Genomic DNA, 14,258 nt, shown 5'->3' with positions numbered 1-14,258 from the left:
GCCTCCGATCGGTAGGTCAGTAATTGAGGCGGTAGCCGTACCAGAGAAGAAGGGGGAGAGTCAGCGCGGTGACCGCCCAGCGATGGGGGAAGGGCAGGTCGGGGCGCCGGTCGCGGAAGCGCACGCGGCCCACGTGGAAGCGCATCGGGTTGCCGGAGACGGTGTGGGCGACGCCGAGCCGGGCGGTGCGGCCGGTGATGAAGGCGAGCGCCTCGTGGTCGGCGGGCAACCCGAGCTTGCCGGCCAGCACACGGAGCGTGTCGGCCGGTTCCTCGACGAGGTCCTCGTAGTGGACCCGCACGATGGGCACGCCCTTGCCACGCAGCACCTCGTAGGCGAGGTTCTGCACGAACCAGTGGACGGCGGTGCGCGCCGGCGACCACCGGGCCATCGGCCGGCCGTCTTCCGGCCGCGCCACCTTGCGCCGCCACGACGCGGCCACCGCACGCGGATCGCGCACGACGTGGACGACGGTCAGGTCGAGGATGGCCGACAGGCAGTAGGCCAGCGAGGCGTGCTTGCTCGAATCGATGACGACATGGCCGCGGACGACCTCGGCCGCCGCCGCGTAGATGCGGTGGTATGCGGCGACGTACTCGGTGAGCTGGGCTTCGCGGCTGATCAGGCCCAGCACGAAGACCGGGACGCGGCGGGTGCGGTCGACCTTGTGGCGCAGTTCGAGCAGCCGGTCGGCCTTGGCCGGCCGCCAGCCCCCGAAGGCGCGGTCGCCGACCTCGTGCCAGAACCGGCACTGCGCGAACGGCCGCCCGCAACCGCACGGCTCGTTGGCGTGCACCCCCCGGTGCCACAGATGGACGACCTCGCCGAGCGGCGCGACACCGGGAAGCTCCCCCAGAAGGCGCTCCAGCAGCGTCGTCCCGCTGCGCCCCAGCCCTCCAACAAAGATCATCGGCTGAGCGTCAGACACGTGCACGACCCCCGAAGTGAATACGGAACGTGCTGACGCTACAGCGGAGAGTAACTAGGCGTTCACCGAACGCCCAAGGATCTACCTAGGCCCGGGTTCAGAGGATCATGCCCGCGCCGACAGTGCCGTTGGTGGCCTCGTCGATCAGGATGAAGCCGCCGGTCTGCCGGTTGCGGGCGTAGTCGTCGACGAACAGCGGCTGGGTGATGCGCAGCGACACCCGGCCGATCTCGTTGAGCGACAGGCTCGTGGCGGTCTCGTCGCGGTGGAGGGTGTTGACGTCGAGCCGGTAGTGGAGGTCTTTCACCAGCGCGCGGGCGGTGCGGGTGGTGTGCTTGATGGTCAGCTTGGCCCGGGGGCTCAGCTTCACGGTGTCGGCCATCCAGCAGATCATCGCGTCGACCTCCTGCGCGACCTGCGGCTGGTTGTTCGGCCGGCAGATCATGTCGCCGCGCGAGATGTCGATGTCGTCTTCGAGCCGCAGGGTCACCGACATGGGCGGGAACGCCTCGGTGACCGGGCCGTCGAAGGTGTCGATCGAGGCGATCTTCGTGGTCAGGCCGGAGGGCAGGTGCATGACGTCGTCGCCCGGCTTCAGCACGCCGCCCGCGACCTGACCGGCGTAACCGCGGTAGTCGTGGAACTCGGTCTTGTGGGGGCGGATGACGTACTGCACCGGGAACCGCACGTCGACCAGGTTGCGGTCGGAGGCGATGTGGACGTGCTCCAGGTGGTGGAGCAGCGACGGGCCCTGGTACCAGGGCATGCTCTCCGAGCGGGAGACCACGTTGTCGCCGTGGAGGGCCGAGATCGGGATGAAGGTCAGGTCGCTCGCGTTCAGCTTGGACGCGAACTGGGTGAACTCCTCGCGGATCTCCTCGAACCGCTCCTCGGAGTAGTCGACCAGGTCCATCTTGTTGACGGCGAGCACCAGGTGGGGCACCCGCAGCAGCGTGGTCAGGAAGGCGTGGCGGCGCGACTGCTCCAGCACGCCCTTGCGCGCGTCGATCAGGATGATGGCCAGGTCGGCGGTCGAGGCGCCGGTCACCATGTTCCGGGTGTACTGGATGTGGCCCGGGGTGTCGGCGATGATGAACTTCCGCTTCGGCGTGGCGAAGTAGCGGTAGGCCACGTCGATCGTGATGCCCTGCTCGCGCTCGGCGCGCAGGCCGTCGGTCAGCAGCGACAGGTCGGTGTATTCGGTGCCCCGGTCGCGGCTGGTGCGCTCGACCGCTTCGAGCTGGTCTTCGAAGATCGCCTTGGAGTCGAACAGGAGGCGCCCGATCAGGGTGGACTTACCGTCGTCGACACTGCCCGCCGTCGCGAAACGAAGGATGTCCATTAGAAGTAGCCTTCCTTCTTGCGGTCCTCCATGGCGGCCTCGGACGCGCGGTCGTCGGCGCGGGTCGCGCCGCGCTCGGTGATCCGGGTGGCCGCGATCTCGGCGATGATCTCGTCGACCGTCGCCGCGCTCGACGAGACGGCGCCGGTGCAGGTCATGTCGCCGACCGTGCGATAACGCACCAGCGACTCGAACAGCGGCTCGTCGTCGCCGCGCTGTACCACGTCGGCGTCGGGCAGCAGCATGCCGTCGCGCTCGAAGACGCTGCGGGTGTGCGCGAAGTAGATCGACGGGATCTCGATGCCCTCGCGGCGGATGTAGTCCCACACGTCGAGCTCGGTCCAGTTCGACAGCGGGAAGACGCGGATGTGCTCACCCTTGCGGATCTTCGCGTTGTAGAGGTTCCAGAGCTCGGGCCGCTGGTTCTTCGGGTCCCACTGGCCGAAGTCGTCGCGGAAGGAGAACACCCGCTCCTTGGCGCGGGCCTTCTCCTCGTCGCGGCGCGCGCCGCCGAACACGGCGTCGAACTCGTGCTCCTCGATCGCGTCGAGGAGGGTGGTGGTCTGGAGCCGGTTGCGCGAGGCGCGCCGCCCGGTCTCCTCGACCACGCGTCCGGCGTCGATCGAGTCCTGTACGGACGCCACCACCAGCCGCGCCCCGAGTTCGGCCGACCGCCGGTCGCGGTAGTCGATCACCTCGGGGAAGTTGTGGCCCGTGTCGACGTGCATGAGCGGGAACGGGATCGGCGCCGGCCAGAAGGCCTTCTCCGCGACGCGCAGCATGACGATCGAGTCCTTGCCGCCGGAGAAGAGCAGACAGGGTCGCTCGAATTCGGCCGCGACCTCACGCATGATGTGGATCGCCTCGGCTTCGAGGACGTCAAGCTGTGACGTCGTGTAGTCATGCTGAAGCAAAACGGTTCCTTATCGAGTTACTGGTGAAGATCACGGATCCCGGCGAGCAGGGTCGGCGCCAAGTCCGGTAGGGAAACAAGAATATCCGGCAACGAGGGGTCGGCCTGGTTGTAGATCAGTTCCGACCCGTCGATCCGGCTCGCATGGGCTCCGGCGGCCAGCGCCACGGCCACCGGGGCGGCCGAGTCCCATTCATACTGCCCGCCCGCGTGGACGTACGCCTCCACCTGACCGGTCAGCACGGCGGCGATCTTCGCGCCGGCGCTGCCGATGGGGACGAGGTCGGCCCCGACCAGGTAGGCGAGCTTCTGCACGAACTCCGGCGGGCGGGTGCGGGACACCGCGATCCGGATGCGCTGGTTGCCGGCGACCGGCAGCTTCGGCGGGTTGGCGGTGGTCAGCGTCGCGCCCTGGGCCGGGAGCGCGATGGCCCCGGCGGCCAGCCTGCCGTCTTCCCACAACGCCACGTGGACGGCCCAGTCGGTGCGGCCGGCCTCGGAGAACTCGCGGGTGCCGTCGAGGGGGTCGACGATCCAGACCCGGTTGGCCGACAACCGCGCCGGGTTGGTGCGCTCGCCCTCCTCGGACAGGATGTGGTCGCTCGGGCGCAGCCGTTCGAGCGATTCGACGAGGAAGTCGTGGGACGAACGGTCGCCCGCGTCCTTCAGCGCCTTGGCGTCGTCGAACCCGAATTGGGCGCGCAGGCGGAGCAGTTTCTCACCCGCCTCCGTCGCGAGGTCTCCGGCGAGCGAATGATCGTCTCTGATCGTCATCACTGGTTAGTAGGCTCCCGATCCGCGTGCCACGGCCGACCACGTCTTCCACATGATCTGGAGGTCGAGGGTGAGTGACCAGTTTTCCATGTAGCGCAGGTCCAACCGTACCGCTTCCTCCCACGACAGATCCGATCGGCCGCTGACCTGCCACAACCCGGTCATGCCCGGCCTGACGAGAAGTCTCCTCCGGACGTCGTCGCCATAGCGGGCGACCTCCTCGGGCAGCGGCGGGCGGGGGCCGACGAGGGACATGTCACCCTTGACCACGTTCACGAGCTGGGGCAGCTCGTCGAGCGAGTGACGGCGGAGGAAGGCGCCGACGCGGGTGACGCGGGGGTCGTGTTTGACCTTGAACAGGACGCCGTCGATGTCACTGGTCAGCTCGACCTTGCGGCTCTCGGCGTCGACGCCCATGGTGCGGAACTTGACGATGGTGAACGTCGCGCCGTCCTTGCCGACCCGGGTCTGCCGGAAGAACGCCGGCCCCGGGCTGGTCGCGCGCACGGCGACCGCGATGAGCAGGAACAGCGGGGAGACCAGCAGCAGGCCGAGCCCCGCGACGACGCGGTCGAAGACGTTCTTGACGAGCCGTCGCCCGCCGGCCAGCTCGGGGTGCTCGACGTGCAGCAGCGGCATGCCCGCCACCGGCCTGATCGTCGTACGCGGCCCAGCGACCTCCATCAGCGCCGGGGCCACCACCAGATCGGTGCGCGACTTCTCCAGCCGCCAGGCGAGCCGCCGCAGCGCCGAACCGTCGAGCTCGGGACAGGCGAGCACCGCGACCGTGTCGGCCTGGGCCTGCGCCACCACGAGGGGCACGTCGGAGAACCCGCCGAGAACCGGCACGCCCACCTCCTGGGCGGAGGCGCTCTCGTCGGGGAGACAGGCCCCGACGATGTGCATGCCGTGGTAACGCTCCTTCTGCAGGAGGCGCACCAGGTCGGCGACCGACCCCTGGTGACCCACCGCGATGACCCGCCGCATGCACTGGAGCCTGGTCCGTTTACGGTGCAGCCTGCGCCGCAGGGCATATCGGGCAAGCAACGTTAAAACCGTCATCAGTGGTAACGCGATGATAACGTAACCCCGTGCGACGTCGATCTTGGTCACGTACGCCAGCACGGCGACGGCGGCGGTGAGCATCACCCCGGCCCGCGCGACCCGCCGGAACTCCTCCGACCCGACCCCCGCGAAGCGCGGTTCGTAGGCCCGGCTCAGCCCGACGACGACGACCCACAACAGTGGCAACGCCGCGCTTGACAATGCGTAAGGCTCGACGTAGGGAGTAACCTCACCGAACCGGACGACGACCGCCAGACCGCCGGCGAGAAGGGCACACAGAATGTCGGAAACGATCACCGTGGCCCGATATCGCGCCGCCCACCCCGGACCCACGCGCTTCACGGCCGTTCTCGGCCGATCGACGACTGTCACCCACAAGCCCCCTTTACCGAACGTTTACCGACCGCAGGAATGCTAGCGCCCGCTCCTGGGAGAATTCAGTGAAAGCCGAGACGTACATTTCCGTCGACATCGAGGCGGACGGCCCCATTCCCGGCCCATATTCCATGGTGAGTTTCGGGATGACGGTCGCGGGCCGGCGGCTCGGGCGTGAGTTCACCCGGCACGATCCGACCCAGACCACCTTCTACGCGGAACTGCGCCCGATCAGCGACGAATTTGTGCCGTCGGCGCTGGAGGTCAGCGGCCTCGACCGTGACCTGCTGCTACGTGAGGGCCGCGACCCCAAAGAGGCGATGGAGTCGGCGGCGGCGTGGGTGCGTAAGGTATGCGAGGGGACGACTCCGGTGCTGGTCGCGTTTCCATTGTCCTTTGACTGGATGTGGATGTACTGGTACTTCATCAATTTCGCGGGCGATTCACCGTTCGGGCATTCGAGGGCACTCGACATCAAGACCTTGTATGCCGCGAAAGCGGGTGTTCCCCTCACCTGGTCGTCGAAACGACAGATGCCGAAAGAGCTACGTTCCACGCATCCGCACTCACATCACGCCTTGGATGACGCGATCGAGCAGGCGGAGCTGTTCCAGAACATCATGGAATGGAGAGGATGACACCATTTGATGGCGCATGCTCCGCACGCGCGGCCCGAGCGCTTTGACCCGGCGTCTTCCCTCCTCCGCTCTGGTCGCTGCGCTCCCGGCGCTCCGTCAGTCCAGACGCCGGCGCGCTCGGGCAGATCATGAGTAGACGTGACACCTGCGTCTGGCGGGGTTGCTTACTCTTCGCCGGAGAAGCGTTCCCAAGCCGACTGGCGGGTGATGCCGAGAGACTCGCCGATCTTGGTCCACGTGACGCCTCGGCGGCGGAGTTCGCGCACCCAGGCGACCAGGTCGGCTTCGGTTGCGTCTATGTGGGCGGCCACTCTGGGGATGTGGTTCAGCATCTCGTCGTCCGACAGGGAACTCCACATCGGGAGCTTCGGCTTCGTCTCGCCCTCCTCAGCCAGGGCGGCGCTCTGTTCGATCACTGTCACGGCCAGGCCGACGCACTGGTCGCAGATGTAGACGCCGGGACCGGCGACGATCCGTTCGACCTCGGTGTCGGGCTTTCCGCAGAAGGAACACCGGAGGCGGGCTTCCACTGTCATGGGACGCTCCTACTCGTCAGGGATTGCCTGACAAATTAATGCGTCAGGGCTTCCCTGACAACCCGGTGAGCAGAATGAGCGCCCCGGCTGCGGCGATGGCCTCGCGGGGGCCGACGGCGGCGGCCAGCAGGCCCCAGATCGCGGTCAGGCCCGCGATGGCGAGGCTGCCGGTGACCGACCAGGCGGTCAGGGTGCGGGCGACCCGGTCGGGGGCGATGTGCTCCAGCCGGTACGTCGCCAGCACCGGCGCGAACACCGCGCAGCAGAACACCAGCCCGAACTGGACGACGATCACCAGCACGATCCCGGGCACGCCCGGCTGGACGAACGCCAGCCAGACCGGCCAGCACGTCCGCAGCATCCCGGCGACGCGCAGCACCCGGGCCTGGCCGAACCGGGCCGCGAAACGCCGGGCCAGCCTCGCCCCGGCCAGGCCGCCCAGGCACGGAAGCGCGAAGACCAGCCCGTACTGCCACGGGGTGAAGCCGAGCCGGTCGAGCAGCAGCACGGCCAGCAGCGGCTCGGTGGCCATCAGCAGGCCGTTGAACAGGACCGTGGCGCAGAACAGCCGCCGCAGCGCCCGATGGGCCCAGATCTCGCGCCACCCGTCGAGCAGGTCGGCGGGCCGCAGCCGCACGGGACGCGGCGCCGGAGGCGGCTCGCCGCCGCCGATCGCCCGCACGCACACGGCCGACACCAGATAGCTGACCGCGTCGGCCAGCACCGTCACCACCGGGCCGAACAACCCGATCGCCGCCCCGCCGAGCGGCGGGCCGACCACACTCGCCGACCACATCGTCGACTCCAGCCGCCCGTTCGCGACGAGCAGGTCCCGCGGCGAGAGCAGGCCCTTCAGGTAGGCGCCGGCGGCGGCGTTGAAGGCGATCTTCGCCGCCGCGGCGACGACCGAGACGACCACGAGCTGCGCGAAGCTCAGCCACCCGAACACGAACGCGACGGGCACGCTCACGAGCGCCGCGGACCGGACCAGGTCCGCCGCGACCATCACCTGCCGCTTCCCCCGGAACTCCACCCACGGCCCGAGCGGCACCGCGACCACCGCGCCCACGGCCAGCCCGGCGGCCGACAACGCCGACACCCACGCCGGCCCGACATCGAGCACGAGCACCGCGATCAGCGGAAACGCCCCGAACCCCAGCCACGTGCCATAGGCACTCACCGCGTACGCCGCCCACACCCACCCGAACCGCCGATCCACGCTGAGCATCGAAGCGGATCGGCCCGAACCGGCTCAAACAACCATCGATCCCGAGCCGCACAACGGAACGTTGTGGCCGCTACCCTGCGGGGGTGGATCTGGACGTCGTGCGCAGCTTCGTGGCGGTCGTCGACGCGGGCCGCTTCCAGGACGCCGCCGACGACCTGTCGATCACCCAGCAGGCCGTGTCCAAGCGCATCGCCGCGCTGGAACGCACGCTCGGGGTGCGGCTGTTCACCCGGACCGCGCGGGGCGCCCGGCTCACCGTCGACGGGCAGGCGTTCCTCCCCCACGCGCGTGACCTGCTGCGGGCCGAGGAACGGGCACTCGCCAGCGTCCGCCCCGGCCGCCGGGCGCTGCGGGTCGACGTGATCGGCCGGCGGCTCGCGCCCGCGTCGGTGCTGGGCGGGTTCCATCGGGCGCGTCCCGAGGTCGAACTCGACGTCGTCACGCTGTTCGACGTCGGCGCGGCCGTCGAGGCGCTCGCCTCGGGCTCGATCGACGCGTCGTTCCGGGCCGTCGACCCGTCGCGGCTCTCGGGTGACATCGCGGCCGCCCGGGTCTTCGACGAGCCCATCCAACTGCTCACCGGGCCCGGCCATCCGCTCGCCGACGCCGCGTCGGTCACCCCCGCCGACCTGGCCGGGCACCGGATCTGGATGCCCGGCATCGTGGCCGGGACCGAGTGGGCCGCCTACTACGACGCGCTCGCCGCCGCGTTCGGGCTCGGCATCGAGGTCACCGGCCCCGGCTTCGGCACCGAGCCCCTGCTCGACACACTCGCCGGGTCGCCGTCGCTGGCGACCTTCGTGGGCGAGCTGACCCGGCTGGTCTGGCCGGCCGACCAGGGGTTGCGCCGCATATCCGTACAGGATCCGACCCCGGTCTACCCCCACTCGCTGATCTGGCGGCGCGGCAACCCGCACGCCGCGCTCGGCGACCTGCGCGACCATCTGGGCACCGTCAGGCCCGGAGCCGGCACGTGGACGCCCGAATGGGCTAGCGCGGCGGCTTGACCGGGTTGAGGTCGGCGGCGTGGAACTTGTTCTGCGTCGGCTCCAGCCCGTTGACCATCAGCGACTCGACCATGTCGGCCGCCCGGTCGACCAGGAACGGCAGGTCCTTGCGCTCGGCGGTCGCGAAGTCCTTCAGCACGTAGACGGCCGTGTCCATGCGCCCCGGAGGCCGCCCGATCCCGAACCGCAACCGCAGATATTCGGCGGTCATCGCCTTCGTGATCGACTTCAGCCCGTTGTGCCCGTTGTCGCCGCCGCCCTTCTTGGCGCGCAGCGCGCCGTAGGGCACGTCGAGCTCGTCGTGGACGACGATGAGGTTCAGCCCGGTCTTGTAGAAGTCGGCGAGCGCCTTCACCGGCCCGCCGGAAAGATTCATGTACGTCATGGGCTTCGCCAGCACCACCGGCATCCCCGCCAGCCGCCCTTCGAGCACCTCCGCGCGCGACCGGTGGGCCTTGAACCGCCCGCCGACCCGCGCGGCCAGCTCGTCGGCCACCATGAAGCCCGCGTTGTGCCGGTTCCCGGCGTACTCGGGCCCGGGATTGCCCAGCCCGGCGATCAGCCAGCGGTCCACTGCATGTCTCCTCACACGGAAAGGTCCCCCACAGGATCTCCCTGTGGGGGACCTTACAGAAACGCCTTACTCGGCGGCGGCAGCGGCCGGCTCGCCCTCGGCGGCCTCTTCGGCGGCCTCGGCGGCGGGAGCCTCGGCGGCCTCGCCCTCTTCGGGCAGCTCGGCCGTCGGCGCGGCGATGACGTGGAGCACCAGCGTGTCGGGCTCGACCGCGAGGGTGGTGCCCTTCGGCAGGTCGAGGTCACCGGCGTTGACGGTGAAGCCGACGTCCTTGCCGTCGACGTCGATCTCGACGCCGCTCGGCAGGCTGGTGGCCTCGGCCTCGACCGAGATCTGCACGAGCTGCTGGTCGAGGATGGCGCCGTTGACGACGTCACCGGTGACGGTGACCGGCATCTCGATGGTGACCTTCTCGCCCCGGCGAACCAGGATCAGGTCGACGTGCTCCAGGAAACCCTTGATCGGGTCACGCTGCACACCCTTGGGCAGAGCGAGCTCGTTGACCGCGCCCTCGATGCGGATGAGAACGTTGGGCGTGCGGAGCGCGAGGAGCAGGTCGTGCCCGGGCATCGTGAGGTGACGCGGCTCGGTCCCGTGCCCGTAGAGGACGACGGGCACCTGGTTGGCGCGGCGGATCTTACGAGCGGCGCCCTTGCCGAACTGGTCACGCAGCTCGGAAGCGATCTTGACTTCGGACACGACGATCTCCTAGGGATCTCGATTCGGATGTAGCGCCACCCCTCACCCGCCCTAGCGGAAGGCGTTACAGGCACTCATTCCAGCTTAGTGCAACCTCCGAGACCCCCGGCCCATCCAAACCCGCCGCCAGCCACGAAAACGCGCCGATAAACGCCAGACACCCTGATAACCACGCCAGACGCGCTCATAGCCACGCCAGACGGGCTAACCACGTCTAGTCATGCCTTGCCCGAGCGCGCCGGCGTCTGGACTGACGGAGCGCCGGGAGCGCAGCGACCAGAGCGGAGGAGGGAAGACGCCGGATCAAAGCGCTCGGGCCGCGTGTGCGGAGCACACGCAAATCGAACTACGAATCGCCTTCGAACAGGCTTGTCACCGAACCGTCCGTGAAGACCTCGGTGATGGCCCTCGCGATCAGCGGGGCGATCGACAACACCGTCAGCTTGTCGAAGCGCTGCTCCTCCGAGATAGGCAGCGTGTTCGTCACGATGACCTCGGAGATCGCCGAGTTCTTCAACCGGTCGACGGCCGGATCGGAGAAGACGGCGTGCGTCGCCGCCACGATCACGTTGGTCGCCCCGTGGTCGTAGAGCGCGTCGGCCGCCTTGCAAATGGACCCACCCGTGTCGATCATGTCGTCGATCAGCACGCAGGTGCGTCCGCGCACCTTGCCCACGACCTCGTTCACCTTCACCTGGTTCGCCACGTCCAGGTCCCGCCGCTTGTGGATGAAGGCCACCGGCGTGCCCAGGGCGTCGGACCACCGTTCGGCCAGGCGCACCCGCCCGGTGTCAGGCGAGACGATCGTCGTGGTGGCGGGGTCGATCTTGTCGCGCAGGTAGTCGATCAGGATCGGCATGGCGAACAGGTGGTCGACCGGGCCGTCGAAGAAGCCCTGGATCTGCGACGTGTGCAGGTCGATCGACATGAGCCGGTCGGCCCCGGCCTGCTTGAACAGGTCGGCCATCAGGCGCGCGGTGATGGGTTCGCGGCCGCGGCCCTTCTTGTCCTGACGGGCGTACCCGAAGAAGGGCATGATGACGGTCACGCGTTTGGCCGACGCCCGCTTCAGCGCGTCCACCATGATCAGTTGTTCCATGATCCACTGGTTGATCGGAGCCGTGTGGCTCTGGATCACGAACGCGTCGCAGCCCCGGACCGATTCGAGGTAGCGGACGTAGATCTCTCCGTTGGCGAAGTCACGCAGGGAGGTCGGGGTGATCTCCACCCCCAGGTTGCGCGCGACCTCCTCGGCAAGCTGTGGGTATGCCCGGCCCGAGAAGAACATCAGGTTCTTCTGGCCCATGGTCTGGATCCCGCTCATGCGACTTGCTCCTCCTGGCCCCGGGGAAACCGAGTGATACGCGGGTCTACCCGCGCCTTGAACTGTTATGAACCTTCTTCGAGGGCCCGCTGGGCCGCCTCGGCCGACTTGCTGCCGGACCTGCGGCGGATCACCCAGCCCTCGACGTTGCGCTGGCGGCCGCGTGCCACGGCCATCGCGCCGGGGGGAACGTCGTTGACGATCACCGAGCCGGCGGCCGTGTAGGCGCCGTCGCCGATCGTCAGCGGCGCGACGAGCATGGTGTCGCTGCCCACGCGGGCGTGGTCGCCCACGGTGGTGTGGTGCTTGTCGACTCCGTCGTAGTTGACGAAGACGGTCGCGGCGCCGATGTTGGCGCCCTCGCCGATCGTCGCGTCGCCGACGTAGGTGAGGTGGGGCACCTTGGAGCCGGTGCCGATGACCGCGTTCTTGGTCTCGACATAGGTTCCGATCTTGCCCTTCGCGCCCAGCCGCGTGCCGGGGCGCAGGTAGGCGAAGGGGCCCACCGACGCTCCGGGGCCGATCTCGGCCGAGTCGCAGACGGCGTTGCGGACCACGGCGTCCGCGCCGACGACGGTGTCGGTCAGGGTGGTGGCCGGGCCGACCTCGGCGCCGGCGCCCACGGAGGAAGATCCGTGGAGCTGGGTGCCGGGGTGGATCACGGCGTCGGCCTCCAGCGTGACGTCGGCGTCGACCCAGGTCGAGGCCGGATCGACGATCGTCACGCCGTTGATCATGTGTTCGTGGAGGATGCGGTCGTTGAGCACCCGCCGGACGAACGCGAGCTGGGCCTTGTTGTTGACGCCCTCGACCTCGACGTGGTCGGCGGCGACGTGGGCGCCGACGCGGTGGCCCTCCTCGCGGAGGATCGACAACACGTCGGTGAGGTATTCCTCGCCCTGGGAGTTGGCGGTCGACACGCGCTTGACGGCATCTGCCAGGAGGGCGCCGTCGAAGGCGTAGACGCCGGAGTTCATCTCGTCGATGGCGAGCTGCTCGGGCGTGGCGTCCTTGTGCTCGACGATCGCGAGGACCGCGCCGTCGTCGCCGCGGACGATGCGGCCGTATCCCGTCGGGTCGGGCACGTGGGCGGTGAGCACGGTGACGGCGTTGCCGTCGGCCGCGTGCCGCTCCAGCAGCCCGGCCAGCGTGGAGCCGCGCAGGAGGGGCGTGTCGCCGTACACGACCAGGACCGTTCCGTCGATCACGCCGACGTTCTCGAGAACCACCCGCACGGCGTGGCCGGTGCCGTTCTGCTGTTCCTGTACGACCGGGACGACCCCGGGGAACACCGAGGACAGATGGCCCTGGACCTGCTCCCGGGCGTGTCCGACCACAACGATCAGGCGCTCGGGGTCGAGTTCCCGAGAGGCGTGGAGCATGTGGCCGACGAGTGTGCGGCCGCAGACCTCGTGGAGGACCTTGGGTGTGGCCGACTTCATCCGGGTGCCCTCGCCGGCGGCGAGGACGATGACGGCGGCCGGGCGCGGCGCACTCACTGTGGGAGCTCCCTCGGATCCGCGAACGAAACGGTCAGCTGACGGATGCCGCACGGTCACCCGCTCGACAACGTGAGCTTACCTGAGACCCGATTTGGTTCCGGCGCCTGGACTCGAACCAGGACAAACCAACTCCAAAGGTTGGCGGGCTGCCAATTACCCAACGCCGGATCGCCACCAAGCTTACCGGGCACACCCACGGAAAGGGTGGTGGTTAAGCGTCACTTCCGGAACGTGCCACGCCATAGCAGACCAGCGGCTTTTCCCGCAAGACAGTTTCGCGCCATGAGATGGCCGCCCACGATACACCTTCTCCCCATTCTCGACTTAGGACTTCCTAACTTACGATGGCGTAGGTTACGGTGGCGTAACCGGACCACTTATCACAGATCGCGAGGTACTTCATGACCGTAGTCTCGGAGCGCCCGGGCCCCAAGCAGCCCAAACCTGACATGGATCCCGAGAGGAAGACCACCCCCGAGATCATCACCTTCGGCGCGGTGGTGGGCCTGCCCCTGGTGGCGCTGGCGCTCGCGGTGCCGGTGGCCTGGGCCTGGGGCTGGCTGAGCTGGGTCGACATCGCCATCGCGTTCGTCTTCTACATGTTCACCGGTCTCGGGGTGACGGTGGGCCTGCACCGCTACTTCACCCACGGCTCCTTCAAGGCCAAGCGCCCGCTGAAGATCGCCCTGGGCGTCGCGGGCAGCATGTCGCTGGAGATGTCGGTCCTCGACTGGGTCGCCACCCACCGCAAGCACCACAAGTTCTCCGACAAGGACGGCGACCCGCACTCGCCGTGGCGTTTCGGCACCTCGTTCTGGGCGGTCACCAAGGGCCTCCTGTACGCCCACATGGGCTGGTTGTTCGAAGCCGAGCGCGCCAACCGCGAGAAGTACGCCCCCGACCTGGTCAAAGACCCGGACATCGTCAAGTTCCACAAGATGTTCCCGGTGCTGGCGATCACCTCGCTGGTGCTGCCGGGCGTCCTCGGCGGCCTGATCACCTGGTCGTGGCAGGGCGCCGCGACGGCATTCTTCTGGGGCACCCTGGTCCGCATCGGCCTGCTCCACCACGTCACCTGGGCGATCAACTCGATCTGCCACGTGTTCGGCGACGAGGCCTTCGAGTCGCGCGACAAGTCGCGCAACGTCTGGTGGCTGGCGCTGCCCTCGTTCGGCGAGTCGTGGCACAACCTGCACCACTCCGACCCCACCTGCGCGCGGCACGGCGTGCTGAAGGGCCAGATCGATCTCAGCGCCGGTCTGATCAAGATCTTCGAGCGCTTCGGCTGGGCCTATGACGTGCGGTGGCCCAATCCAGAGCGACTGGCGGCGAAGCGCATTGCCTAGCCCATAC

The 14,258-nt window shown here is 68.6% G+C and carries 14 protein-coding genes and 1 tRNA gene; 3 read left to right on the top strand and 12 right to left on the bottom strand.

The annotated features are described in order from the left end of the window. Nucleotides 1-16: 16 nt before the first annotated feature. The 5 genes from AW273_RS07355 to AW273_RS07335 all read right to left on the bottom strand — a co-directional run bounded on the left by AW273_RS07355 (nucleotide 17) and on the right by AW273_RS07335 (nucleotide 5,394). Entirely contained in the window at nucleotides 17-910 is an 894-nt protein-coding gene (locus AW273_RS07355; protein ID WP_062346541.1) for a sulfotransferase, read from the bottom strand. Between the two features lie 115 nt (nucleotides 911-1,025). Then, nucleotides 1,026-2,270: a sulfate adenylyltransferase subunit CysN gene (cysN, locus tag AW273_RS07350; protein ID WP_062338901.1), complete on the bottom strand. Its 1,245-nt coding sequence runs from the start codon at nucleotides 2,268-2,270 to the stop codon at nucleotides 1,026-1,028. Further along, nucleotides 2,270-3,184: a sulfate adenylyltransferase subunit CysD gene (cysD, locus tag AW273_RS07345; protein WP_062346540.1), complete on the bottom strand. Its 915-nt coding sequence runs from the start codon at nucleotides 3,182-3,184 to the stop codon at nucleotides 2,270-2,272. The genes cysN and cysD overlap by 1 nt, the downstream gene beginning before the upstream one ends. 17 nt (nucleotides 3,185-3,201) lie before the next feature. Continuing rightward, complete coding sequence (locus AW273_RS07340; protein WP_198168044.1) at nucleotides 3,202-3,957, bottom strand: 3'(2'),5'-bisphosphate nucleotidase CysQ; 756 nt, start codon at nucleotides 3,955-3,957, stop codon at nucleotides 3,202-3,204. 6 nt (nucleotides 3,958-3,963) lie between these two features. Further along, nucleotides 3,964-5,394, bottom strand: a complete 1,431-nt coding sequence (locus AW273_RS07335) for a sugar transferase (protein ID WP_439648618.1) — start codon at nucleotides 5,392-5,394, stop codon at nucleotides 3,964-3,966. Nucleotides 5,395-5,462: 68 nt separating this feature from the next. Here AW273_RS07335 and AW273_RS07330 point away from each other — a divergent pair, with 68 nt between their 5' ends. After that, a complete protein-coding gene (locus tag AW273_RS07330) occupies nucleotides 5,463-6,035 on the top strand; it encodes a 3'-5' exonuclease (protein WP_062346537.1) in 573 nt (190 codons plus the stop codon). A 164-nt stretch (nucleotides 6,036-6,199) separates the two neighbouring features. Here AW273_RS07330 and AW273_RS07325 read toward each other — a convergent pair whose 3' ends face one another. Together AW273_RS07325 and AW273_RS07320 are read right to left on the bottom strand one after the other, a co-directional pair. After that, nucleotides 6,200-6,571: a ClpX C4-type zinc finger protein gene (locus AW273_RS07325; RefSeq protein ID WP_062346535.1), complete on the bottom strand. Its 372-nt coding sequence runs from the start codon at nucleotides 6,569-6,571 to the stop codon at nucleotides 6,200-6,202. Nucleotides 6,572-6,614: 43 nt separating this feature from the next. Then, nucleotides 6,615-7,799 (bottom strand): MFS transporter, encoded by a 1,185-nt coding sequence (locus AW273_RS07320; protein ID WP_062346534.1) that lies wholly within the window; start codon nucleotides 7,797-7,799, stop codon nucleotides 6,615-6,617. Between the two features lie 83 nt (nucleotides 7,800-7,882). On the opposite strand from AW273_RS07320, the gene AW273_RS07315 reads away from it, so the two are divergent. Continuing rightward, the gene (locus AW273_RS07315) at nucleotides 7,883-8,806 is read left to right on the top strand and encodes a LysR family transcriptional regulator (protein ID WP_062346532.1); all 924 of its coding nucleotides are present in this window, start codon (nucleotides 7,883-7,885) and stop codon (nucleotides 8,804-8,806) included. Here AW273_RS07315 and pth read toward each other — a convergent pair. The 5 genes from pth to AW273_RS07290 all read right to left on the bottom strand — a co-directional run bounded on the left by pth (nucleotide 8,790) and on the right by AW273_RS07290 (nucleotide 13,073). Then, on the bottom strand, nucleotides 8,790-9,380 hold the full coding sequence (gene pth, locus AW273_RS07310; RefSeq protein WP_062346530.1) for an aminoacyl-tRNA hydrolase: 591 nt from the start codon (nucleotides 9,378-9,380) through the stop codon (nucleotides 8,790-8,792). The genes AW273_RS07315 and pth overlap by 17 nt on opposite strands. A 66-nt stretch (nucleotides 9,381-9,446) precedes the next feature. Beyond that, entirely contained in the window at nucleotides 9,447-10,079 is a 633-nt protein-coding gene (locus AW273_RS07305) for a 50S ribosomal protein L25/general stress protein Ctc (RefSeq protein ID WP_062346528.1), read from the bottom strand. 346 nt (nucleotides 10,080-10,425) lie between these two features. After that, nucleotides 10,426-11,403, bottom strand: a complete 978-nt coding sequence (locus tag AW273_RS07300) for a ribose-phosphate diphosphokinase (RefSeq protein ID WP_062338888.1) — start codon at nucleotides 11,401-11,403, stop codon at nucleotides 10,426-10,428. Between the two features lie 65 nt (nucleotides 11,404-11,468). Continuing rightward, on the bottom strand, nucleotides 11,469-12,902 hold the full coding sequence (gene glmU, locus AW273_RS07295; RefSeq protein ID WP_062346526.1) for a bifunctional UDP-N-acetylglucosamine diphosphorylase/glucosamine-1-phosphate N-acetyltransferase GlmU: 1,434 nt from the start codon (nucleotides 12,900-12,902) through the stop codon (nucleotides 11,469-11,471). A 95-nt stretch (nucleotides 12,903-12,997) separates the two neighbouring features. Next, nucleotides 12,998-13,073 (bottom strand) — tRNA-Gln (locus AW273_RS07290). A gap of 233 nt (nucleotides 13,074-13,306) precedes the next feature. Between AW273_RS07290 and AW273_RS07285 the strand changes: the two genes are divergently transcribed. Then, on the top strand, nucleotides 13,307-14,251 hold the full coding sequence (locus AW273_RS07285; protein WP_062346524.1) for an acyl-CoA desaturase: 945 nt from the start codon (nucleotides 13,307-13,309) through the stop codon (nucleotides 14,249-14,251). The last annotated feature ends 7 nt before the right edge of the window (nucleotides 14,252-14,258 follow it).

Origin of the sequence: Herbidospora yilanensis (genome assembly GCF_001570565.1) — a bacterium.
GTDB lineage: Bacteria > Actinomycetota > Actinomycetes > Streptosporangiales > Streptosporangiaceae > Herbidospora > Herbidospora yilanensis.
The sequence above is the reverse complement of the archived record's forward strand: the minus strand, read 5'-3'. Positions and strand labels throughout refer to the sequence as shown.